The sequence below is a fragment of the Acidimicrobiia bacterium genome (genome assembly GCA_040878325.1).
Classification (GTDB): domain Bacteria; phylum Actinomycetota; class Acidimicrobiia; order Spongiisociales; family UBA11373; genus JAUYIV01.
Genome location: JBBDMM010000006.1, coordinates 162,280 through 183,031, shown reverse-complemented (window position 1 = coordinate 183,031; position 20,752 = coordinate 162,280). Strand labels below are relative to the sequence as shown.

At 66.4% G+C, this 20,752-nt stretch carries 24 protein-coding genes and 1 riboswitch; of the genes, 12 read left to right on the top strand and 12 right to left on the bottom strand.

The genetic code is table 11. From position 1 onward, the window contains the following. Window position 1: 1 nt before the first annotated feature. The gene (locus WD184_03495; protein MEX0825813.1) at window positions 2–451 is read right to left on the bottom strand and encodes a cytochrome c; all 450 of its coding nucleotides are present in this window, start codon (window positions 449–451) and stop codon (window positions 2–4) included. Window positions 452–605: 154 nt separating this feature from the next. Here WD184_03495 and WD184_03490 point away from each other — a divergent pair, with 154 nt between their 5' ends. From WD184_03490 to WD184_03480, 3 genes are read left to right on the top strand one after another with little or no spacing between them, the layout of a single operon-like run. Beyond that, a complete protein-coding gene (locus WD184_03490; GenBank protein MEX0825812.1) occupies window positions 606–1,157 on the top strand; it encodes a DUF6529 family protein in 552 nt (183 codons plus the stop codon). Continuing rightward, on the top strand, window positions 1,158–1,283 hold the full coding sequence (locus tag WD184_03485; GenBank protein MEX0825811.1) for a hypothetical protein: 126 nt from the start codon (window positions 1,158–1,160) through the stop codon (window positions 1,281–1,283). A 38-nt stretch (window positions 1,284–1,321) separates the two neighbouring features. Further along, window positions 1,322–2,044, top strand: a complete 723-nt coding sequence (locus tag WD184_03480) for a VIT1/CCC1 transporter family protein (protein ID MEX0825810.1) — start codon at window positions 1,322–1,324, stop codon at window positions 2,042–2,044. A gap of 6 nt (window positions 2,045–2,050) precedes the next feature. Here the strand turns inward: WD184_03480 and WD184_03475 are convergent, their stop codons facing one another. The 3 genes from WD184_03475 to WD184_03465 are packed head-to-tail and all read right to left on the bottom strand — an operon-like array spanning window position 2,051 to window position 4,796. Further along, window positions 2,051–2,857: an ABC transporter ATP-binding protein gene (locus WD184_03475; GenBank protein MEX0825809.1), complete on the bottom strand. Its 807-nt coding sequence runs from the start codon at window positions 2,855–2,857 to the stop codon at window positions 2,051–2,053. Beyond that, the gene (locus WD184_03470; protein MEX0825808.1) at window positions 2,854–3,849 is read right to left on the bottom strand and encodes an iron ABC transporter permease; all 996 of its coding nucleotides are present in this window, start codon (window positions 3,847–3,849) and stop codon (window positions 2,854–2,856) included. The genes WD184_03475 and WD184_03470 overlap by 4 nt, the downstream gene beginning before the upstream one ends. Window positions 3,850–3,884: 35 nt before the next feature. After that, on the bottom strand, window positions 3,885–4,796 hold the full coding sequence (locus WD184_03465) for an ABC transporter substrate-binding protein (GenBank protein MEX0825807.1): 912 nt from the start codon (window positions 4,794–4,796) through the stop codon (window positions 3,885–3,887). 42 nt (window positions 4,797–4,838) lie between these two features. After that, window positions 4,839–4,985, bottom strand: a riboswitch (adenosylcobalamin (AdoCbl) riboswitch). A 248-nt stretch (window positions 4,986–5,233) separates the two neighbouring features. Here WD184_03465 and WD184_03460 point away from each other — a divergent pair. Beyond that, on the top strand, window positions 5,234–5,983 hold the full coding sequence (locus WD184_03460) for a hypothetical protein (GenBank protein ID MEX0825806.1): 750 nt from the start codon (window positions 5,234–5,236) through the stop codon (window positions 5,981–5,983). Window positions 5,984–6,046: 63 nt separating this feature from the next. Here WD184_03460 and WD184_03455 read toward each other — a convergent pair whose 3' ends face one another. From WD184_03455 to dnaA, 8 genes are all read right to left on the bottom strand, one after another. After that, entirely contained in the window at window positions 6,047–6,625 is a 579-nt protein-coding gene (locus WD184_03455) for a DUF3566 domain-containing protein (GenBank protein MEX0825805.1), read from the bottom strand. Window positions 6,626–6,698: 73 nt separating this feature from the next. Next, window positions 6,699–9,134, bottom strand: coding sequence for a DNA gyrase subunit A (gene gyrA / locus WD184_03450; protein ID MEX0825804.1), 2,436 nt, complete (start codon window positions 9,132–9,134; stop codon window positions 6,699–6,701). A 9-nt stretch (window positions 9,135–9,143) separates the two neighbouring features. After that, the gene (gyrB, locus tag WD184_03445; protein ID MEX0825803.1) at window positions 9,144–11,081 is read right to left on the bottom strand and encodes a DNA topoisomerase (ATP-hydrolyzing) subunit B; all 1,938 of its coding nucleotides are present in this window, start codon (window positions 11,079–11,081) and stop codon (window positions 9,144–9,146) included. 143 nt (window positions 11,082–11,224) lie between these two features. Beyond that, window positions 11,225–11,545 carry a DUF721 domain-containing protein gene (locus WD184_03440; GenBank protein ID MEX0825802.1) on the bottom strand — a complete coding sequence of 107 codons (321 nt, stop codon included), beginning with the start codon at window positions 11,543–11,545 and terminating at the stop codon, window positions 11,225–11,227. After that, window positions 11,542–12,645, bottom strand: coding sequence for a DNA replication and repair protein RecF (recF, locus tag WD184_03435; protein MEX0825801.1), 1,104 nt, complete (start codon window positions 12,643–12,645; stop codon window positions 11,542–11,544). Before recF ends, WD184_03440 begins: the two co-directional genes overlap by 4 nt. A gap of 13 nt (window positions 12,646–12,658) precedes the next feature. Further along, on the bottom strand, window positions 12,659–13,738 hold the full coding sequence (dnaN, locus tag WD184_03430) for a DNA polymerase III subunit beta (protein ID MEX0825800.1): 1,080 nt from the start codon (window positions 13,736–13,738) through the stop codon (window positions 12,659–12,661). A gap of 30 nt (window positions 13,739–13,768) precedes the next feature. Next, on the bottom strand, window positions 13,769–13,933 hold the full coding sequence (locus WD184_03425; protein ID MEX0825799.1) for a hypothetical protein: 165 nt from the start codon (window positions 13,931–13,933) through the stop codon (window positions 13,769–13,771). Next, entirely contained in the window at window positions 13,930–15,291 is a 1,362-nt protein-coding gene (dnaA, locus tag WD184_03420) for a chromosomal replication initiator protein DnaA (GenBank protein ID MEX0825798.1), read from the bottom strand. Before dnaA ends, WD184_03425 begins: the two co-directional genes overlap by 4 nt. Before the next feature lie 452 nt (window positions 15,292–15,743). Here dnaA and rpmH point away from each other — a divergent pair, with 452 nt between their 5' ends. The 8 genes from rpmH (at window position 15,744) to WD184_03380 (ending at window position 20,740) form a co-directional block, all read left to right on the top strand. Then, window positions 15,744–15,878 carry a 50S ribosomal protein L34 gene (gene rpmH / locus WD184_03415; GenBank protein ID MEX0825797.1) on the top strand — a complete coding sequence of 45 codons (135 nt, stop codon included), beginning with the start codon at window positions 15,744–15,746 and terminating at the stop codon, window positions 15,876–15,878. Window positions 15,879–15,892: 14 nt separating this feature from the next. Beyond that, window positions 15,893–16,213 carry a ribonuclease P protein component gene (gene rnpA, locus WD184_03410; protein ID MEX0825796.1) on the top strand — a complete coding sequence of 107 codons (321 nt, stop codon included), beginning with the start codon at window positions 15,893–15,895 and terminating at the stop codon, window positions 16,211–16,213. Between the two features lie 12 nt (window positions 16,214–16,225). After that, complete coding sequence (yidD, locus tag WD184_03405) at window positions 16,226–16,486, top strand: membrane protein insertion efficiency factor YidD (GenBank protein ID MEX0825795.1); 261 nt, start codon at window positions 16,226–16,228, stop codon at window positions 16,484–16,486. Then, window positions 16,486–17,361, top strand: coding sequence for a YidC/Oxa1 family membrane protein insertase (locus tag WD184_03400; GenBank protein ID MEX0825794.1), 876 nt, complete (start codon window positions 16,486–16,488; stop codon window positions 17,359–17,361). Before yidD ends, WD184_03400 begins: the two co-directional genes overlap by 1 nt. Beyond that, window positions 17,362–18,231, top strand: a complete 870-nt coding sequence (gene jag / locus WD184_03395; GenBank protein MEX0825793.1) for an RNA-binding cell elongation regulator Jag/EloR — start codon at window positions 17,362–17,364, stop codon at window positions 18,229–18,231. A gap of 236 nt (window positions 18,232–18,467) precedes the next feature. After that, complete coding sequence (locus WD184_03390) at window positions 18,468–19,112, top strand: RsmG family class I SAM-dependent methyltransferase (GenBank protein ID MEX0825792.1); 645 nt, start codon at window positions 18,468–18,470, stop codon at window positions 19,110–19,112. After that, complete coding sequence (locus WD184_03385) at window positions 19,105–19,899, top strand: AAA family ATPase (protein ID MEX0825791.1); 795 nt, start codon at window positions 19,105–19,107, stop codon at window positions 19,897–19,899. The genes WD184_03390 and WD184_03385 overlap by 8 nt, the downstream gene beginning before the upstream one ends. Further along, a complete protein-coding gene (locus tag WD184_03380; GenBank protein MEX0825790.1) occupies window positions 19,883–20,740 on the top strand; it encodes a ParB/RepB/Spo0J family partition protein in 858 nt (285 codons plus the stop codon). Before WD184_03385 ends, WD184_03380 begins: the two co-directional genes overlap by 17 nt. Window positions 20,741–20,752: the final 12 nt, after the last annotated feature.

The window sequence follows — 20,752 nt, the reverse complement described above, 5'->3', positions numbered from 1 at the left end:
CCTAACCGGCGCTCAGCGTCCGGAGATAGGCGATCACGTCGACCAACTCCTCGTCGCTCAGCGGCGGAACGCCGGCCCTGCCCGGCATGACGATCCCGGTGGTGTTGTCCGGGTCGTCCGAGGCGCGCCCTTCGATCAGGAACGCCAGCAGTTCCTCGTCGGTGAGCCCTGCGGCGAACTCCGAAGTGGTGAGCGGCTTCCCGAGCCCAATGATGCCTTCGCCGCCGGGCCCGTGGCAGACGCTGCAGCGGCTGTTGAAAGTGGTGTCGCCCACCACCGGGTCGCCAGGGCCGAAACCGGTGGAGACGGCCCCGCTACGGAACGGATCGGCCATGAGGATGAACGCCACCAGCACCCCGAGTGCGACGAGCGTCGTGAGGGAATAGGGGAGATTCGGCCCGCTGAGCAGCCCTCCTCCCGGGGCCGCCCTGCTCGCCGGAGCCCGTGTCATACCACCGGAGGATGGCAGGTCTTTGCGTAGACGCGGACTCCGCTCCGCTCCGTAGACGCACGAACCGGAGGCAGGCCAACCAGGGTCCGATCGCTCGGCATGGCCTGGTACCGGCGCGGTAGCCTCCTCCCGTCTCACGAGGAGGGGGCGAGCGATGGTGACGGCCACCCGGGACAACCGCGGGCGATTGGTTCTCGCCCTAATGGTGGGGAGTGCCGTCGCCGTCGCGCTGGGGGTCTACGGGAACATCCACGACCCGACCGGACGCTCCCTGGTCAGCTTGTTCTTCACGGCGCCGATCCGGGCGAAGGTGTGGCTGGCGACAGCAGCATTCACCGCCGCGCTGTTCCAGTTGGGGACCGCCCTTCGCATGTACGGGAAGCTGGGGTCGGGACCCACGGCCCCCTGGCTCGGATCGGTCCACCGGCTGAGCGGCACCATCGCCTTCTTGTTCACGCTGCCCGTCGCCTACCACTGCCTGTGGAGCCTCGGTTTCCAGGACTTCACAACCCGGGTCTTGATCCACTCGACCGTGGGCTGCATCTTCTATGGCGCGTTCGCCGCCAAGGTCCTGATCGTTCGCTCGAAGGGTTTGCCGGGGTGGACGCTCCCGGTGGCGGGCGGCATCGTGTTCGGAGCCTTGACCATCATGTTCTGGACCAGCTCGTTCTGGTTCTTCACCAACGTCGCCTTCCCGGGCTTCTGAATGTCTGCCCCAGCCACCTACAAGCGGCGCATCCGGATCATCGTCGGCTTCGTGCTGGCGACTGCGGCGATCTTCTGGGTCGTTCTGCTGATGGGATTCGCCTCCGGGCTGCTCACCAACGGCTGACCGGAGCCGCGGGCCGCCCGGGTCGTACAATCGAGCGGATGGAAACCCTCGACACCGCTGAGGTTCCGCCGTATCGGCCTCACGTCGGCACCACCAGGCAATACATGCGAGACATCGTGCTCGGGGTGAACGACGGCCTGGTGTCGGTCTTCCTCCTGGTCGTCGGGGTGGTCGGAGGGGGCCTCGCCACCCGGGAGGTGCTTCTCGCCGGTCTCACCGGCGGCCTCGCCGGCGCCATCTCGATGGCGGCCGGTGAGTACATCGCCACCAAGTCGCAGGAGGAAGTGTTCGACTCGGAGATGAAACTGGAGCGCGAACACCTCCTGTATCACCGGGACAAGGAACTGGACGAGGTCCGCGAGATGTTCGGCGACATGGGCCTCCCGCCGGCGCAAGTCGAGGATGTGGTCGCTGCCCTCGATGCGGACGACGACTCGCTGATCAAGGCGATGATGGCCCTGGAGTTCGGTGTCGTGGAGAAGGAACGGCGAAGCCCTTATCGGGCCGCGATCTACTCAGGACTGCTGTTCATCGCCGGCTCGCTGCCGACGGTGTTGCCCTTCGTCTTCGTCGACTCCACCGGGCGGGGACTGCTGTTGGCCGGGATCGGTGCCGGCATCGCCCTCTTTGCGGTGGGGGCAGCCAAGACGCTCACCACCCGCAAGAACCCGATCTGGAGCGGACTGGAGAACGTGGCGATCGCCACCGTCGGCGCCGGTCTGGCGTACGCGGTGGGCTCGGCCTACAACGCGTTCGCGTAGGCGAGTTCAGTCGGGCTGTACGCCGTCGACCGCCGACCGTGGACCTCTTCTAGGCACTACCACCACCTCGCCGCCGGGGCCGGTGACGATCGACACTCGGGCGCCGGAGAAGCGGGCGATCGCGTCTTCGGTGAGCACCGAGCGCGGGCTCCCTTCGGCGACGATACGGCCCCCGTCCATGAGGGCGAGGCGATCGGCGTATTGGGCGGCGAGGGTCAGGTCGTGCACCGCGGCGATCACGCTCATCCCTCGCTCCCGTCGCAGTTCGTCGACCAGGTCGAGCACCTGCTGACCGTGGCCGACATCGAGGGCGGCGGTGGGCTCGTCGAGGAGTAGCACCGCCGATTGCTGTGCCAGGGCCCGCGCCAGCACCACCCGCTGGTGCTCCCCGCCTGAGAGCTCTCCCAGCCGGCGGCCGCCCAGGTCGGCGGCGTCGAGGCGCGCCATCGACTCACGGGCGATGGCGACATCGGTGGAGCTTTCGGCGGCCAGGTACCCCAGATGGGGAGTCCGTCCGAGGAGCACGTAGTCGAGCACCGTCATCCCGTCGGGTAGCACCGGCTGCTGGGGAACCATCGCCACCAACCGGGCGGCCCTTCGCCGGGGCAACGAAGCCGCCGCCACTCCGTCGAACCTCACCTCACCGGTATGGGGGATGGTCCCGGCGATGGCGCGCAGTAGCGAAGTCTTGCCCGCACCGTTGGGGCCGATCAACGCCACCCACTCCCCCGCCGCCACCGAGAGGTCGACCCCGTCGACCGCGGTGCGACCCCCGTACCCCACCGACACGCCAGTCGCAGTCACCCGGCTCATGTCGACCGTCTCGACGTGCGGAGCACGATGAGGAAGAACGGTCCCCCAATGAATGCGGTCACCACCCCGATCGGGATCTCGGCAGGCCCGAGCGCCGAACGGGCGACCAGGTCGGCGAGGACCATGAACGCCGCCCCGCCCACGACCGACAGCGGCAGAATCAACCGGTAGGAGGCACCCACCAACAGTCTGACCGTGTGCGGCACGACGATCCCCACGAAGCCGATCAATCCGCTGACGGCGACCGCTCCGGCGGTTCCCAGCGTGGCGGCGACGACGACGGCGGCCCGGACGCGCTCGGGTCGCACCCCGAGCGCGCGCGCCTCCTCCTCGCCCACGGCCAGCACGTCGAGGAGCCGCCGATGGAAGAGGATCACGACGATCGAGATCACGGCGTACGGCGTCATCATCATCACCTCGGACCAGCCGGCCGTGCCGAGCCGGCCGAGGATCCAGGAGTAGACCTCGCGGATCGAGTCGGCGTTGCGCTGCTGGACGAAGGTCTGCGCCGCGGTGAGGAACGCCGCGACCGCGACGCCGGCCAGGATCAGCGTCGCCCCGCTCCTTCGCCCTCCGGCCGCCGCCCCCAAGCCGTAGGCGGCGGCGACCGCGGCGATTGCGCCGGCAAAGGCGGCGATGGGCACGATCGCGGCTCCGGCGCCGGCGGTGACGATCACCAGCGTTGCGCCGAGACCGGCGCCGGCGGCCACCCCGAGGAGATACGGATCCGCCAGCGGATTACGGAAGACGCCCTGATACGCCCCGCCGGCCAGCGACAACGTTGCCCCTACCAGGGCGCCGAGCAGCGCCCGCGGCAGCCGCAGTTCCCACACGATGGCCGAGCCGCGCGCATCCAGCCCACTCTCCAGGTCGATCAGCGGCATCCGGTCGAGGATCTCGAGGATCACCCGCCCGGGGGCCAACGACGCCGGACCGATGAGTACCCCGGCGGCCAGCGCCCCCACCAGGAGGGTGAAGGCACCGGCAACCACCAGTGGCGGTACCCGCCGCGACGGATCGGCGCCAGTCAGGCGCCGACTCCGTGAACCTCGCGAGCGATCACCCGCACCAGGTCGACCACCCGGGGCCCCCATCGGGACGCGACCCCGTCGTCCAGTTCGACTACCCGGCCACCCTGCACCGCGGAGAGCTCGGACCAGCCCGGCCTGGCGGCCACGGTCTCTATCGACTCACCGCAACAGTCGACGTCCGCCAGGAAGATGAAGTCGGGATCTGCATCGAGAATGAATTCGGCCGACAGTTGCGGAAACCCGCCACCGGCCTCGTCGGCGATGCTCACCATCGTCAACATTCCGTAGATCGACCCAATGAAGGTGTCGGATCCGATCGAGTAGTAGGTGTTGTCGAGCTCGTGGTAGTACGCGAAGGGCCGGACATAGATCGGCACCTCGGCCACGATCGCCGCGATCTCGGCACGCACCTCTCCGATGAGAACCTCGGCCTCGGTGGCCAGACCGACGGCGGCCCCGACATCGCGCCACTCGGCATACACGTCGTCGAGATCTGTCGGACCGGGCGGGGCGAAGAGAACGACCGGGATGCCCAGGGCGGCGAGCCCGTCGACCACGTCGCCCGGATCGAAGGACAGGATCACCAGGTCGGGGTCGAGCCCGGCGATCCCTTCGACACTGGCATTGAAGGCATCGAACTGCGGGATCGATGCCGTCTCGGCGGGAAAGTCCGAGAACGCATCCACCGCCACCACCCGGTCGCCGGCGCCGATGGCGAACAGGATCTCGGTGTGGGTCGCCGATCCCGACACGATCCGTTCCGGGCGGACGGGGATCGTGGCCCCGCGCACCTCCACGGGGAATCCGGCGGCCACCGTGGTGGTGGCACCACCGCCCGCCGGGGCGTCGTCACCGCACGCCCCGGCCACCAGGGCGATCAACAGGAGCAGGCAAGAGAGCCGCTTCATGAAAAAACCTCCTCGAGTCTCGAGGAGGAGGTGTGGAAGCCCGACGGCTGGCCACCCTTCCTCCGAAGGCGTCCAAATCCGACCTGGCGTCAGGCGTCCCGACTCGTCCCCAAAGAGGGGCATCACGGTTGCGGGACAGTGCCGGATTCAAACCGGACTTCGCTGTCCGTCAGGTCACCACTGGTGTGGTGAAGTGAGCGTAGGGTCGGCCGCTCCGGCGTCGCAAGCAGGGCCTCGCTCCGCTCGGCCTGCGATTAGCGCTTGGCGCACCGCGCATCGCGCATTGCTCTCTTACACTCGGCCGATGCACCGACGAGCCTTCCAGGTGGTGATCCTCACCGCCCTGGCCGCGGCGGCGTTGGCGATCTTCCGGCGCCGGCCCATCGAGCCGCCAGAAGACTCCGGCAAATGGACACCGGCTTGAGGCCGTTCGACCCATGAGGATCGCCATCCATGCGGTCGGCGAGGCGGGACGCCGCGCCGCGCTTATCCTCCTCGCAGAACGGGAACTGGTCGCGCTGGGGATGTACGGGTATACCGGACCGGTCTCCGAACGCCGGACAATCAAGATTCGCGAGCTAACCGGGTACGACCCACTAGCCACCGACGACGCTGCCGCCGCCTCCAGCCTTGCTGGTATCGCCGCCGATGACGGCATCTCGTGCGTCGTCACCGCCGACCAGATCGACCCGGAGGTGACCCGGCGCTTCACCGACAGTGGACTGACGCTCCTCGCGGGGGCCAACCTCTCGGGGATCGCCGAGTCGCTGACGGCCCATGAAGTCGCTCGCACCGACCAGGTGACCAGGACCGTCACCGCCTGGACGGTGCCCGGCAAACCGCTGCGACGGGGTGAGCCGGTGGCGTTCCCCGAGCCAGTCGGAGCCCGGTGGGGTGAAGTGGTAGGGCGCGGCGACGGCAGCATCCGCATCAGGGTTCCGATCGAGGGTGAGTGGGCCGGCGCATCCGCCACCGTGATCGGTGACGCCGACGGCGAGCACATCTCGCGGGTCGTCGGTGTCGCCGACCTGGGCCACCACCTCGATGGGATCGCCCTCGCCGCCGGCGCGCTCATGGTGGCGGAGGGTGCCGTCGGCCCGGGGTTCCTCCGCCCCGGAGATCACCCCGAGCAGTACCTCGCCGCCGCGCTACGGGTGGGACTGGAAGTGGCGGCCTACTCGACGTAGAAGCTCGGGCTGGCGCCCGGGCCGGCTCTGCGATGGGCGAAACCGGTGCTGGATGTCCCGCCGTTAGGTGCCGGTCCGTTCCGAGGGGGTCGCAGCGGCTGGGGCCGGATCTGGGGCCGTGGCTGGGGCTGGTGCGGCCTCCGTCTTTGCTGCCTGCTTGGCGGCGGCGCGGGCTCTCTCCTCGTCGCTCTTGGGTGAAAGCGCCGAGCGCACGGTGGGGAGGATGCCCCGACGCGCCGGAGGACGGGTGACGCCCGAATGGGTGGCCCGGGGAACCGCCCGCGCCGCCAGGGTCTCCTCGAGGACGATCACCTCGACGCCACCGACGAGGTCGGAAATCAGGTTGTAGACCACCGCGCCGAGGGTGAAGAAGCCGGTCATCATGATCGTGCCGATCACCGACAGCAGCAGGACGATCCGGAAATAGACCGCTCCCTCGAGGTTGATGCCGTTCTCGATCCCGATCAGCAAGGCCAGATCGTTGATCCTTTCGGGAATGCCCGCATTCACGAAGATCGACCAGAAGATCACCGTCCCGAGCACGAAGACGAGCGCCATGATGGCGTTGAAGACGATCGTGACCTTGAGAACGGTCCACGGGTCGATCTTTCGAATGACCCGTCGCACTCGCTGGACGGCCATTGGGGCTCCTCGGAAAGGCCTGTTTACGTTACCGGGGGTCTGCCGTTTTGCGGCGGATCACCATGCCCGCAACTCACTCGTCGACGAGCTCCTCGGGGGGAACCTGGGCAAAGGCGGTGACCGTTCCGCCGCCGGAGACCGTCATCACCTTGACGCCGGTGGAGTCTCGCTTCTGCCGGCTGATCTTGTCGGTGCCGGTGCGAATCACGACTCCGGTCGATGAGGTGACGAAGATCTCCGCCCCCGGGGCGATGGTGCGGGCTGCCACCAGGGTCCCCCGGGCCTTGGTGAGCTTGATGGCCTTCACCCCCAGGCCACCCCGCTTCTGACGGGGGAACTCGGCGGTCTTCACCCGCTTGCCGTAGCCGGCGGTGGTCAGCAGCACCACCTCGTCTCCCTCCCGGTCGCTCGCCGCCGACACCACGTGATCGCCCTCACGCAGCCGGGCGCCCCTGACCCCCATCGTGTCGCGGCCCATGGCCCGGATGTCGCTCTCCTTGAACCGGATCCCCTGCCCGTCGGAGGTGAACAGCAGAATGTCGTTCTTGCCGGTGGTGGTGCGCACTGCCACCACCTCGTCATCGCCGGCGAGCCGAATCGCGATGAGGCTGCTGTTGCGGCTGTCGTAGTCGGAGAACTTGGTCTTCTTGATCTGCCCGTCCCGGGTGGCAATCACCAGGTACCGGGCCGTCTCGTAGTCACGGGTGTCGACCACGGCCTCGATCACCTCATCGGGGCCGAGAGGGAGCACCGACTGGGCGAGTACCCCTTTGGCGGTGCGGTCCTTACGTGGAAGCTCATGAGCCTTGATCCGGTACACCTTGCCCCGGTTGGTGAAGAACAACAGATAGGCGTGGGCCGTGGTGTGGACGAGGTGGTGGATGACATCGTCCTCGCGCAGATTCTCGGCCTTGACCCCGCGACCGCCCCTCCCCTGCGTCTTGTAGGCGGAAGCATTGACTGCCTTGACGTAACCGTTGGCGGTGACGGTGACCACGATCTCCTCGTCGGCGATCAGGTCTTCGAGCGTCATGTCGCCATCGTCGGGGATGAAAATGCTTCGTCGGTTGTCGCCGAACTTCTCCCTGATCTCCTTCAACTCGGTGGCGATGAGTTCCCGACGCTTCGCCGGGCTCTTCAGCAGGCCGTTGAGGTACTTGATGAGTTTGAGCAGCTCGGCGTGCTCCTCGCGCAGCTTGGTGGTCTCCAGCGCGGTGAGCCGCCGCAGGGGCATGTCGAGGATGTGCGTCGCCTGGATCTCGCTCAGCTTGAACTTCTTCATCAGCGCGGGGCGGGCGGTGTCGGTGTCCTTCGATCCCCGAATCACCGCCACCACGGCGTCGATGTTGTCGAGGGCGATCAGGAGCCCCTCGACGATGTGGGCACGGGCCTCTGCCCGGCCGAGGCGGAACCGGGTCCGCCGTTCGATGACATCCATCTGGTGATCGATGTAGTACCCGATCATCTCGGCGACGTTGAGGGTGCGGGGAACGCCGTCGACCAGAGCGACCATGTTGACCCCGAAGCTCTCCTGGAGCTGGGTGTTCTTGTAGAGCTGGTTGAGAACCACCTGCGGGGTGGCCTCGCGCTTCAACTCGATCACGAGGCGGGTGCCGTTGCGGTCGCTCTCGTCGCGCAGGTCGGCGATGCCGGTGACCTTCTTGTCGCGCACGATGTCGGCGATCTTCTCCATGATCCGGTCGCGCGACACCTGATACGGGATCTCAGAGACGATGATCGCGGTGCGCCCCTTCCGCACCTCCTCGACCTCGGTGACGGCTCGCATCTTCACCGAGCCGCGCCCGGTGAGCAGCGCGTCGCGCGCCCCCTTGGTGCCGACGATGTACGCCCCGGTGGGGAAGTCGGGACCCTTGACGAACTCGAGGAGATCTTCGGCGGTGGCTTCGGGGTTGTCGATCATGTGGATGGTCGCGTCGATGATCTCGACCAGATTGTGCGGGGGAATGTTCGTCGCCATGCCGACCGCGATGCCGGTGGAACCGTTGGCGAGCAGATTGGGGAAGCGGGCCGGTAGCACCGTCGGCTCCTGCCGCTCCCCCGAATAGTTGTCCTCGAAGCGGACGGTGTCCTCGTCGATGCCGTCGAGCATGTGCATCGCCAACGCCTCGAGCCGCGCCTCGGTGTACCGCATCGCCGCCGGCGGATCATCGACGGTGCCGAAGTTGCCCTGCGGCTGGATGAGTGGGTAGCGGGTGGCGTAGTCCTGGCCGAGGCGAACCATCGCGTCGTAGATGGCCTCACCGGAATGGGGGTGGAACCAACCCATGACATCGCCGACCACCCGGGCGCTCTTACGGAACGGCTGGTTGGGCCGGCTGCCCGAGTCGTACATCGAGAAGAGGATGCGGCGGTGTACCGGCTTGAGCCCATCGCGCACGTCGGGCAGCGCCCTGGAGACGATGACCGACATGGCGTACTCGAGGAAGGAGGCCTTCACCTCCTGCTCGATGTCGATCAGCTCTACCCGGGCGTCCCGGTCGTCCGTCATCTGTTTCTCCTAGAAGTCGAGGAAGCGGACATCCTTGGCATTCCGCTGGATGAAGCCCCGGCGGGCTTCGACGTCGTCACCCATGAGCGTCTGGAAGATTTCATCGGCGACCGCCTTGCTCTCGACGCCGACCTCGAGGAAGACCCTCTGATCGGGGTCCATCGTGGTGTCCCATAGTTGGTCCGCATTCATCTCGCCGAGGCCCTTGTAACGCTGGATCGCGGCCTTCTTGCCGTTCAGCCCCTTCTTGACCTCGTCCAGCTCGGCGTCGGAGTAGGCGTAGACCTCTTCCTTGCCGGTCTTCACCTGATAGAGGGGTGGCTGGGCGATGTACACGTAGCCGCTCTCGATGAGATGCGGCATGTGGCGGAAGAAGAAGGTGAGCAGCAGCGTGCGGATGTGGGCCCCGTCGACGTCGGCGTCGGTGAGGATCACGATCTGGTGGTAGCGAGCCTTGGTGATGTCGAACTCTTCACCGATTCCGGTGCCGATCGCAGTGATCAACGCCTGGATCTCGGTGTTCTGGAGGACCTTGGTGAGCCGGGCCTTCTCGACATTGATGATCTTGCCGCGGATGGGGAGAATCGCCTGAAACTCGCTGTTGCGGGCCTGCTTGGCAGAGCCTCCGGCCGAATCACCCTCGACGATGAACAGTTCACTGACCGCGGGATCGCGCGACGAGCAGTCGGCGAGCTTGCCTGGAAGTCCCGACGACTCGAGCAGGCTCTTGCGGCGGGTGAGGTCGCGGGCGGCGCGCGCCGCCAGCCGGGCCCGGGAGGCGGTGATGCACTTGTCGACGATCTGGCGGGCCTCCCCCGGGTAGCGGTTGAGCCACTCAGGAAGAAGCTTGTTCATCGCCACCTCGACGAACGACCTGACTTCGGTGTTGCCGAGCTTGGTCTTGGTCTGTCCCTCGAACTGCGGTTGGCGAACCTTCACCGACACGATGGCGGTGAGGCCCTCGCGGATGTCTTCGCCGACGAGGTTCTCTTCCTTCTCCTTGAGGACACCCCGGTCCCGGGCAAAGTCGTTGATGGCCCGGGTGAGCGCCTTACGGAAGCCCTCCTCGTGAGTGCCGCCTTCGTGGGTGTTGATGTTGTTGGCGAACGTGAGCACGTTCTCGGTGTAACCGTCGGTCCACTGCATGGCCAGGTCGATCTCGGCGTCGTCCGCCGTGTCCTCGAATGAGATCACGTGGGGGTGGAGCGGTTCCCGCTTCGCGTTGAGGTGTTTGACGAAGTCCACCAGCCCGCCCGAGTACTTGAAGGTGTCGCTGGCGTGTGGAACGGTCCGCTCATCGGTGAGGCGGATCTCCAGACCCTTGTTGAGAAACGCCATCTCGCGGAGACGGGCGGAGACGATCTCGTAGTCGTACTCGACGGTCTCCTTGAAGGTCTCGGGGGAAGCGAGGAATCGAATCTGTGTGCCGGTCCGCTTTGCGGGCTTGCCCTTCTTGAGGGCCGCGGTGGGCTTCCCCATCTGGAACCGCTGCAACCAGGTGAAGCCGTCGCGCACCACCTCGGCTTCCAGATACGAAGAAAGGGCGTTGACCACGGAGATGCCGACGCCATGGAGACCGCCCGACACCGTATAGGCGCCCTGCTCGAACTTGCCGCCGGCGTGGAGCGTGGTGAGGACGGTGGTGAGCGCAGGAAGTTTGGTCTTCTGGTGCTTGTCGACCGGGATGCCGCGACCGTTGTCGCGCACGGTCACCGAGTGGTCTGCGTGGAGGGTGACGTCGATCCGGGTGCAGTAGCCGGCCATCGCCTCGTCGACCGCATTGTCGACGACTTCCCATATGAGGTGGTGGAGACCGCGAGGCCCCGTCGATCCGATGTACATCGCCGGCCGCTTCCGGACTGCCTCGAGACCCTCGAGAACGGTGATGTCCTTGGCCTGATACGACGGCGCGCTCTTGCCTACCACGAGTCTCCTTAGTTCCTTCACCGACGCCGTCCCGAACAGGGACCCGGGGTCATCGACGGCAGTTGGCGATTGGTCGCGGGCTCCAGTGGGACACCGCCGACATTGGTGTAAGTATAGCCGGAATCGGTGACAATCCCGATCTCTCAGAAATGGAAAAGGCCAGGTCAGAGGCCCTTTTTGCGGCCCCCGACCTTGATCCGCACCGAGGTCACGACCCCCTCCCCGAAACGGCCAGCGAGCCGTCCGATGAGGTCACCGACCCGGTACTTGAGGAGTGATGCGGCCACCCCGTCGGCCACGCTCAATGTCAGCACACCGGCGCCAAAGGAGTCGGGTACCGCCATCGACCCGAAGGGCTCCCCGGCCACCTCCTCCCAGTTCTCCACCATGGTGGCGACGTCGAACATCTCCGGCATTCCCAAGTCGCGGAGCATTTTCTCGACCCCGCGGCCCACCGGGCGCAGCCCCTGGTCGTCGTCGGTCATGCCGCCTTCACCTCGCCGTCGTCTACCCGCCACCGGGCGCCCACCATGGGCACTTCCTCCGACCGGGCCGATGTCACAAAGACCTGGGCATGGGGCAGGTGACCCACCAGGCGTTCACCGCGTGCCGCGTCCAGTTCGGAGAACACGTCGTCGAGCAGCAGCACCGGCGGCGATCCGCGGCGGTCTGACAGCACCCGGAACGCAGCCAATCGCAGGCCGAGAGCGATCGAACGCTGCTCTCCCTGAGAGGCGCGGGTGCGAGCGTCACGGCCGTCGAGGAGCATCACCAGATCGTCCCGATGAGGGCCCACGGTGGTGGTGCGCCGGTCCAGATCATCACTGCGGGCAGCGGCCATCGCACTTCGCAGCGGTCCCACCAGGGTGTCCCCCGACGATGGGGCGACCAGTGTGCCCAACCCACTCGAGAGATAACTCCAACTGAACCGCTCGCCGCCCTCCCCCAACTCCAGATACAGCCCGGAGACGGCCGGTTCGAGCAGGGCCGCCGCCGCCAGGCGCCGTTCGAGGATCCGTGCCCCCAGCAGGCTCACCCGCTCGTCCCACACATCGAGCGTGGGCCCGTCTGCACGGCGTCCCTCTTTGCGGAGAAGGGCATTCCGTTGGCGCAGAGCCCGCTCGTACTCGGCCTGCTCGGCGCCGGCTGCCGGCCACGCCTGCGCGGCGACGTCGTCGATGTACTCGCGCCGGTAGGCGGGGCCGCGCTTGACCAGGTCGAGATCGTCGGGGAGGAATGCCACCACCGTTACGGCCGCGGCCACATCGGCGCGGCCCTGGGCGCGCTTGCCGTTGAGGAGCACTCTGCGGCGGCCCGTCCGCGGCGTCTCGACTTCGATGACGGTGCCTCCCCCGCCGGAGAAGAACTCGCCCCGGGCGATCGCCGAGTCGGCGCCGTCCCGCACCAACGACCCTTCGGGAGCACGCCGGAACGAGGACAGGGTGGCTAAGTAACCGATTGCTTCGAGTATCGACGACTTGCCGGCGCCGTTCGGGCCGACGAGAACGTTCACACCTGGTTCGGGACGGAACGCCAGAGACTCGTACGAGCGGAAGTCGCGAAGTTCGAGCCAGACCAGTTGCACGCGATCGGCTCGCTCAAAGCCGGACGGGCATGAGGAGATAGACGAAGTCGTCGTGCCCACCGCCGCGCAACAGGCCGGGCTTGAGGGGGTCCATCACATCGAGCACCACCTCGTCGCCCTGGACCGCGTTGACGCCGTCGTTGAGATAACGGCTGTTGAAGGCGATCGTCATCTCCTCACCCGAGTACTCGCCGTCGACATGCTCGGTCTCGCCACCGACGTCCTGTCGGGTGACGCTCAGCTCCACCCCGCCCTTCTGGAGCGTGAGCCGGATGGGGATGTGGTCTTCGGCCACCAGCGACGCTCGGTCGATCGCCTCGAGCAGCCCGTCGCGGGAGAGGCTGAGCCGGTTCGGATACGAGGGGGGGAGGAGCTGCCGGTAGTTGGGGAACGTGCCCTCGATCAGCCGGGCGGTGAGCGTGCCCCGGTCGGAAGAGAACGCCGCCTCGCGGTCCCCAATCGCAACCTGCATCTCGGAAGCACCAATGCTGCGACCCAGTTCCTTGAGTGCGCGCACCGGCACCAGCCCGGATAGTTGGGCGTCGACCGAGGGGAGGTCGCGTACCGCCAGCCGATATGAATCGGTCGCTACCAGGCGCAGCCGCCCCTCCTCACTCTCGAAATACACCCCGGTGAGGATCGGGCGAGCGTCATCGTTGGAGGCGGCGACCCCCACCTGGTTGACGGCGTCGACGAATTCGTCGCCGGCGACCTTCACCGAGTCGGAGAGATCTGGCTCGGAGATCCGCGGGAAGTCGTCGACCGGGGACTCCCGGAACCGGAACCGGGGCCCGTTCCCGGTGATCTCGACCTCGCCGCCTTCGGCGTGGACCACCACCGCCCCCGACGGCATCTTGCGAACCGCTTCGGTGGCCAGGCGAGCAGGTACGACCGTGGTGCCCTCCTCGAGAACCTCGACGTCGAGTTGGGTCCTGACCGTGATGTTCTCGTCGGTACCGGTGATCCGCATCGTCTTGCCGCGGACGTCGACGAGCACCCCCTGGAGGATCGGTCGCGGCGAACGAACTACGACGGCGCGGGCGGCGCGGCCGAGCACGTCGACCAAGTCGTCTCGTTCCGCTCTGATGCGCACAGGGTGTCCCTCTCTCTTCTTCGACTGTATTTATTGAAAGAACAAGTAGTAGCAGTAGTAGGGGGTGTGGATTGTGGAGAAACCGCCATCGGGCCAGGCCAGCGAGCGATTCGTCGTCCCCCGGGGTGGGGACGACCGGGGGAGGTTGTGAACACCCTGCCGGGTGCCCTGGGGAGACTGTGGATAGATGATCACGATTTCCTCAGACTTTGCAACAGGGCTGTGACACGATCGAACAGTTGCTGATCCTCCTTCATGAGCCGGGCCACGTTGTTCACCCCGTGGAGCACGGTGGTGTGGTCCCGACCGCCGAACAGGCTGCCGATCTTGGGCAGAGACAGGTCGGTGAGCTCACGGCAGATGTACATGGCCACCTGGCGGGCACGCGCCAGTGGCTGCTTGCGGCTGGGTCCCTCGAGGTCGCCGATCGACACCCCGAATGACTCGGAGGAGGCCGCCAGGATCCTGCCGGGGCTAATGGGCATGGCGTTGTGCGCCGGCCCGAGATCCTGCAGTACGTCCTCGGCCATCTCGAGGTCGATCGGCTGATGGGTCAGCGCGGCATAGGCGGTCACCCGGGTCAGGGCCCCTTCGAGCTCACGGATGTTGTCGACCACCCGGTTGGCCATGAAATCGAGCACCGGCTCGGGCACCACCACGGGGGCAAACGCTGCGTTCTTGCGAAGGATTGCCAGCCGGGTCTCGACGTCGGGGGGCTGGATGTCGGTGGTGAGGCCCCACTCGAACCGGCTTCGAATCCGGTCTTCGAGGCTGGAGAGGCTCTTGGGCGGCCGGTCCGACGAGAACACCAACTGCTTGCCTGCCTCGTAAAGGGAGTTGAAGGTGTGGAAGAACTCCTCGAGGATCTGCTCCTTGCCTTCCAGGAACTGAACGTCGTCGAGCAGCAGCATGTCGACGCTGCGGTAGCGGGCCTTGAACTCGTCCATCCGCTTGCGCCGGATGCCGTCGATGAAACCATTGAAGAACTCCTCGGATGTCAGGTAACAGACCTCGAGGCGGGGATTCAGGTCGGCGCAGTGCTGGGCGATCGCCTGCAGCAGGTGGGTCTTCCCCAAGCCGGCTGCCCCGTATATGAAGAGCGGGTTGTAGTGGCCCCCAGGCTGCTCGGCGATGGCGAGGGCGGCGGCGTGGGCGAAGCGGTTGGAGGGGCCCACCACGAAGTTCTCGAAGGAGTACTTGGGGACGAGGGGATCGTCCTCCCCTTCCACGGGAGTGGGGGTCTCGGTGAGCGTATCGGGCCCCAACTCATCGTCGACGGTTGGACTGTCGAACAGCGGCATCTCGCTCGCCGCCATCTCGACCACCACCCCGTCGCCGTACACGGCGGAGGCCGACTCCTCGATGATCGGCCGATACTTCTCATTCACCCAGCGGAGATGGAACTCGCTGGGGGCGAGGATGCGGACGACACCTGCGTCGATGCTCTGGGGAGACAGGCCCTCCAGCCAGGTCCTCCAGGTGACTGGAGTGACCCTTGATCGGAGCGATTGGCGAAACTGATCCCAACTCTCAGCGGCCGGATGGGCTTCCACGTGCTCCCTCGAGTGCTCTCATGACCGAATCGTTTCTCCACAGGGGTATCCACACCTGTGGAGAAGGGCGGATTTCCCGCTCTTACTCTTGCCCCACCCAGCGCGCCGCTGGGTCGATGACCCTGGGAAGTCGACCGGTTGGGGGACCGGTGAACGGCGAGTATATGAAATGGCCCTCGCGGCCCACAAGAACGACAAAACGCGGCTTATCCACCGGCGACCGGGTTGGCGACCATCAAAACCCCTTATGGATCAAGGACAATCAGAGATGGATTTCGCGACTTCGTGGCGGTGGGGACGAAGGCGTGGACGATCAGGCCGCTAAGTGATCTTTCGCGACTCATTGTCATTTCTCGCGAACGGCTCCTGCGGGTGCCTCACCTTTGACAAAGTCGACCAACTCTTCGTAACCTCACCCGAAAGCATCCTCTTCCTTCTCTCGGGACTCCCTCATGAAGCGCACCTATCAGCCGAATGTTCGCCGCCGTAAGAAGCGGCATGGCTTCCGGCTGCGTATGCGGACGCGGGCTGGCCGCGCCATTCTCAAGCGCCGGCGCCTCAAGGGCCGACGCCGGCTTTCCGCATAGGTCGCAGCATCGCCGTGGCGCCCTACGCCCCGCTGCGAAAGAGTTCCGACATCGGGAGGGTGCGGCGGGTCGGGACGCGTCGACGCGTCGGCGGCATCACCGTTTTCGCCGCACCGGGTGAGCCGGGCACTCCCAGGGTGGCGGTGGTCGCCGGCCGGGCGGTGGGTAACGCGGTCCGAAGGAATCGGGCCAAGCGGCGGTTGCGCGAGGCGCTACGCCTCGTCCCGCTGCGGGAGGGCCGCGAGTTTGTGGTGATTGCCTCCGCGGCCGTGGTCCGAGCGCCATTCGAGGCGCTGGTGGCCTGGGCCCGGACGGCGACGATGGAACAGGAGTGAGTGGTGGAAGATCTGAAGGGAACGCTGAAGCCTTACCAGCCCGGCTGGTGGTTGCAGCGACTGATCGTCCTCTATCGGAAGGCGCTCTCGCCCCTGGTCGGGCGGCGCTGCCGGTACCAGCCCACGTGCTCGGGATACGCGTTCGAGGCGATCGACGAGTGGGGCGCGATGCGCGGCAGTTGGATGGCCGTGAAGCGGATCGGGCGATGCCATCCGTGGAGAGAAGGCGGAGTCGACCCGGTTCCGCACCGCGATGAGATAGGGGTTCATTGATGTCGGGGATCTGGAACGGCATTCAGGAGCTCATCGGAGCGACGCTGAGCTTCTTCTACGGCCTCATCGCCAACTTCGGGATCGCCATCATCCTGCTCACGATCGTGATCGGAATTCTGCTGTTCCCCCTCACCCTCAAGCAGACCCGCTCGATGAAGGCGATGCAAGACATCCAGCCAGAAGTCAAGCGGATTCAGAAGGAACTGAAGCACGACCGGCAGGCCCAACAGGCCGCAATGATGGCGCTTTACAAGGAGCGCGGGGTCAATCCCGCCGCCGGGTGTCTCCCCCTCCTGCTCCAGATGCCGATTTGGTTCGCCCTGTTCAGCGTGCTGCGCAACCCGGGGAAATGGGTGACCGAAGGCAGCGAGCTGGCGGCGGCGGTGGCCGAGGGTCGGGTCGACTTCCTGTGGATGGACCTGAGCGTCTCCCCCAGCGACGCCCTCAACATCGGCGTCATTGATGCGATCCCCTACTTCCTCACGATCCTGATAGTGGTCTTCACCGCTTATTGGCAGCAGCGGCAGACCATGGCCCGCAGTAGTGCCCAAGGCGGCCAGCAGCCTCCCGGCCAGGCTATCATGAAGATTTTTCCATTGTTCTTTGGGTTCATCTCCTACACCCTCCCGGCGGGCTTGGTGGTCTATTTCGCTGCCAGCCAGATCTTCAGGATCGGGCAGCAGGCCCTCATCCTCGGGATGGACGGAGGCGACAAGAAGGGATCCAGCCCCACCAAGGCGGCATCCCCAAAGGAAGGGAAGCAAACCCGACCGAGCGACGACTCCCCCACCGCCACCCGGCCTCTTTCGAGCGGCGGTCAACGGAGTTCCAACGTCTCGAAGAAGAAGCGGGGAAAGAAGCGGAGGAGGAAGTAGGTGTCTTCCAGGGAGTACGTGGACGTCAGGGGACCGTCGGTAGAGACCGCCATCGAGGCGGGACTCGAGGAGTTGGGTCTCAAGTCTCAGGATGAGGCAGAGATCGAGGTCCTGCAGCAGCCGACCCGAGGATTCCTCGGAATCGGAGGCGAAGGCGCCGTGGTTCGCATTCGACGCAGACCACCGAAGCCGAGCAACGGGCGACGGACCCGCAGTTCGGGTGGCGATTCGCGCCGCCCGCGGGGTGGTTCGGGGACGAAGCCTCGCGAGTCGGACCAGCCCTCGTCGAGCGCAGGAAGGGGAGGAGACCGTGGATCCAAGTCGGCCAGCAGCCCGAAGCCGAGGCCTCCGAAGCGAGATGATCGTTCCAAGGAGCGTGAGGAAATGAGGGCGCGCCCAGATGATCGCGACGTGATCGGGGTCGACGAGCAGGCAGCCGAGATCGAGCGGTTTCTCAAGGGGTTGCTTGAGGCCTTCGGGCTCGAGGGCAGGGTCTCCGTGCGGGTCGAGGAGGAGATCATCTACGCCGACGTCGCCGGCGAACAGACCGAAGCGCTCGTTGGCACCAAGGGGATCATCCTCCAGTCGGTCCTCGAGCTCTGCCGGACCATCGTTCAGCGGAAGACCCAGGAGGGCGCCCGCATCCGACTCGACATCGCCGGCTACACCGAGCGCCGTCGCGAGGCGCTCCGCATCTATGCCCGCCGACTCGCCGACAAGGTGATCGCCGAAGGCGGCGAAGTCATGCTCGAGCCGATGAACTCCGCCGACCGCAAGGTGGTCCACGACACCGTGGGCGAGATAGACGGGGTCCGGTCGTACTCCGAGGGCGAAGAGCCCCACCGGTCCGTGATAGTCGCCGCGGAGTAGCAGCCCCGGCTCCTGCTCCGGCTCCAGCCGGAAGAGCCCCGGCGGCCCAGCCCCGGTTCCAGGCTCCAGCTCCGGCCAGACGCGCGGGCCCAAACCCCCCACAGCTGTTGATGTTTCACGTGGAACACCGATCTCAAATTTGCTCTGTTTCACGTGAAACTGTGCCGTCCGATCCCCCGTTTCTGGCTGGAGCCGTAGCTGGAGCCGGAGCCGGTGGCCCTGCTACCTTCTTCACCATGGACTCTCTGGACCTCGCCCGCAGCGCGGCCGTTTGGGCCGGCCACCAACTCTCCGACGGCCAGGGCGAAATGCTCGAGGCGTACGCGGAGTGGCTGATTCACGAGGCGATTCCGGCCGGCGGGTTGGGTCCGCGAGAATCCGACCGTATCTGGGGGAGACACATCGCCGACTCCGTCGCCTTCTCCGCCGCATGGCCGGCTGCCCCGCCCGAGATTCTCGACGTGGGCACCGGGGTAGGTCTCCCCGGGATCCCACTGGCGATCCTGTGGCCGGACACCGAGGTCACCGTGCTCGATCGCGGGGGGCGCCGTATCCGGCTGCTGACCAGGGCGGTGAGGATCCTCGGCCTGGAGAATGTTCGAGTCGCCCAGGGCGACGTCTTCGATGTGGCCGACGAGTGGTCCGGCCTGGTCTTTCGGGGATCGGTCAAGGCACCGGAGGCCGTTGGCTTGGCCGGGCGCCTGCTGGGGATTCCCGGCACCGCAGTCCTCGGGCTGAGCCGACGGGAGGAGCCGCCGGATCGCACCCGGGACCTGGTGGGGATCGCCACCGCGTTGGGCCTGCAAGCGGAGGTGGTGGGCACGCCACCCGAAATCCTTGACGGACCCGCCTGGATCCTTATCATGCGCCTCGGTGCCTGACCTCGCTCGTTCCCGCGCAACCGTCGTCGCTTTCGCCAATCAGAAGGGCGGGGTCGGTAAGTCGACCACCGCCATCAACCTGGCTGCCGCCATTGCCACGATGGGGGAGCAGGTGCTGGTCATCGATTGCGATCCGCAGAGCAACGCCACCAGTGGCCTCGGCATCGATCGACGCACGGTGGTGAAGTCGGTATACGACGTGATGCTGGGCGAGGCCGGCCTCGACGAAGTGATCTTGCCCACCGCGATGGACAGACTGTTCGTCGCCCCTTCCTCGATCGATCTGGCGGCGGCAGAGATCGAGCTGGTCGCTCGGTTCTCCCGGGAGCGTCAGATGGCGATCGCCATCGAGAAGCTCGAGCGGGTGTTCGATTTCGTGTTCATCGATTGCCCCCCGAGCCTCGGGCTGATAACCGTAAACGCCCTCACCGCGGCGGATGAGGTGATCATCCCGATCCAGGCCGAGTACTACGCCCTCGAAGGATTGAGCCAACTACTCAAGTCGATCAATGCAATCCAGACCAACCTTAACCCTGGACTCGAGATCGAGGGAGCAGTGATAACCATGTTCGATCGCCGCACCACTCTCGCCTCCGACGTATCGCAGCAGGTCCGGGAGCACTTCGGGGATCGGGCCTACCGCACGGTGATTCCCCGCACAGTGCGACTGGCCGAAGCCCCGTCGTTCGGGGAGCCCATCGAGTCGTTCGATCCGATGAGCCGTGGGGCCATCGCCTACCGCTCGCTCGCCGAGGAGTTCAGGAGGAGACATGGCCGCACCACGTAAGTCCGGATTGGGGCGGGGGCTCGATGCCCTCCTGTCGACGACCGTACCGACGGAGGGGTTCGCCTGGGTGCAGATCGGAGCGATCACCCCCAATCCACGCCAGCCGAGAGAGCGCTTCGACGAAGAGGCCCTCGAGGCCCTGGCCGCCTCGATCAGAGAGGTGGGGGTCCTGCAGCCAATAGTGATCGGGCCGGCAGACGACGAAGGCCGGCACGTGCTGGTGGCAGGGGAGAGGCGGCTTCGAGCCGCCAAGCTTGCCGGCCTGGACACGATCCCCGCGATGATCCGGGTGTCCGACGACTCGGGTCGCCTGGCCGAAGCGCTGATCGAGAACCTGCAGCGCGAGGATCTCGGTTCGCTGGAGGAGGCCGCCGCCTACCGAACCCTCATGGAAGATTTTGACATGACACACGAGCAGGTCGCCGAGCGGGTGGGGAAGAGCCGGTCGGCGATCACCAACACCGTGCGATTGCTGAACCTCCCCGGAGCCATTCAGGGCCTGCTGGCCGACGCCAGGCTCTCAGCCGGCGCGGCTCGGGCTCTACTCGGAACCAGCGACACTGCCTTCGCGGTGCGAACCGCCAATCGAGCCGCCGACGAAGGATGGTCGGTCCGTCAGGTCGAAGATGCGGTCCGGAAGCACGACGGTGGCGATCCTGAATCGGCCGGTCCCGCCCGCCGCGAGCGCCCCGCCGAGATCATTGCGCTCGAGGAGCGACTGACGGACCGTCTCGGCTCGTCCGTCACCATCCAGTACGGACGGGGGGGTGGGGGACGGCTGACCATAAGGTTCGGATCAGTGGACGATCTGGAGAGGATCTATCGGGAACTGAGCCAGTGAGCGGTCGGCACC

Excerpts from the sequence above, each read along its gene's own strand:
- WD184_03495 (MEX0825813.1), bottom strand. The coding sequence starts at position 451 with ATGACACGGGCTCCGGCGAGCAGGGCGGCCCCGGGAGGAGGGCTGCTC.
- WD184_03490 (MEX0825812.1), top strand. The coding sequence starts at position 606 with ATGGTGACGGCCACCCGGGACAACCGCGGGCGATTGGTTCTCGCCCTA.
- WD184_03485 (MEX0825811.1), top strand. The coding sequence starts at position 1,158 with ATGTCTGCCCCAGCCACCTACAAGCGGCGCATCCGGATCATCGTCGGC.
- WD184_03480 (MEX0825810.1), top strand. The coding sequence starts at position 1,322 with ATGGAAACCCTCGACACCGCTGAGGTTCCGCCGTATCGGCCTCACGTC.
- WD184_03475 (MEX0825809.1), bottom strand. The coding sequence starts at position 2,857 with ATGAGCCGGGTGACTGCGACTGGCGTGTCGGTGGGGTACGGGGGTCGC.
- WD184_03465 (MEX0825807.1), bottom strand. The coding sequence starts at position 4,796 with ATGAAGCGGCTCTCTTGCCTGCTCCTGTTGATCGCCCTGGTGGCCGGG.
- WD184_03460 (MEX0825806.1), top strand. The coding sequence starts at position 5,234 with ATGAGGATCGCCATCCATGCGGTCGGCGAGGCGGGACGCCGCGCCGCG.
- WD184_03455 (MEX0825805.1), bottom strand. The coding sequence starts at position 6,625 with ATGGCCGTCCAGCGAGTGCGACGGGTCATTCGAAAGATCGACCCGTGG.
- gyrA (MEX0825804.1), bottom strand. The coding sequence starts at position 9,134 with ATGACGGACGACCGGGACGCCCGGGTAGAGCTGATCGACATCGAGCAG.
- WD184_03440 (MEX0825802.1), bottom strand. The coding sequence starts at position 11,545 with ATGACCGACGACGACCAGGGGCTGCGCCCGGTGGGCCGCGGGGTCGAG.
- rpmH (MEX0825797.1), top strand. The coding sequence starts at position 15,744 with ATGAAGCGCACCTATCAGCCGAATGTTCGCCGCCGTAAGAAGCGGCAT.
- WD184_03400 (MEX0825794.1), top strand. The coding sequence starts at position 16,486 with ATGTCGGGGATCTGGAACGGCATTCAGGAGCTCATCGGAGCGACGCTG.
- WD184_03390 (MEX0825792.1), top strand. The coding sequence starts at position 18,468 with ATGGACTCTCTGGACCTCGCCCGCAGCGCGGCCGTTTGGGCCGGCCAC.
- WD184_03380 (MEX0825790.1), top strand. The coding sequence starts at position 19,883 with ATGGCCGCACCACGTAAGTCCGGATTGGGGCGGGGGCTCGATGCCCTC.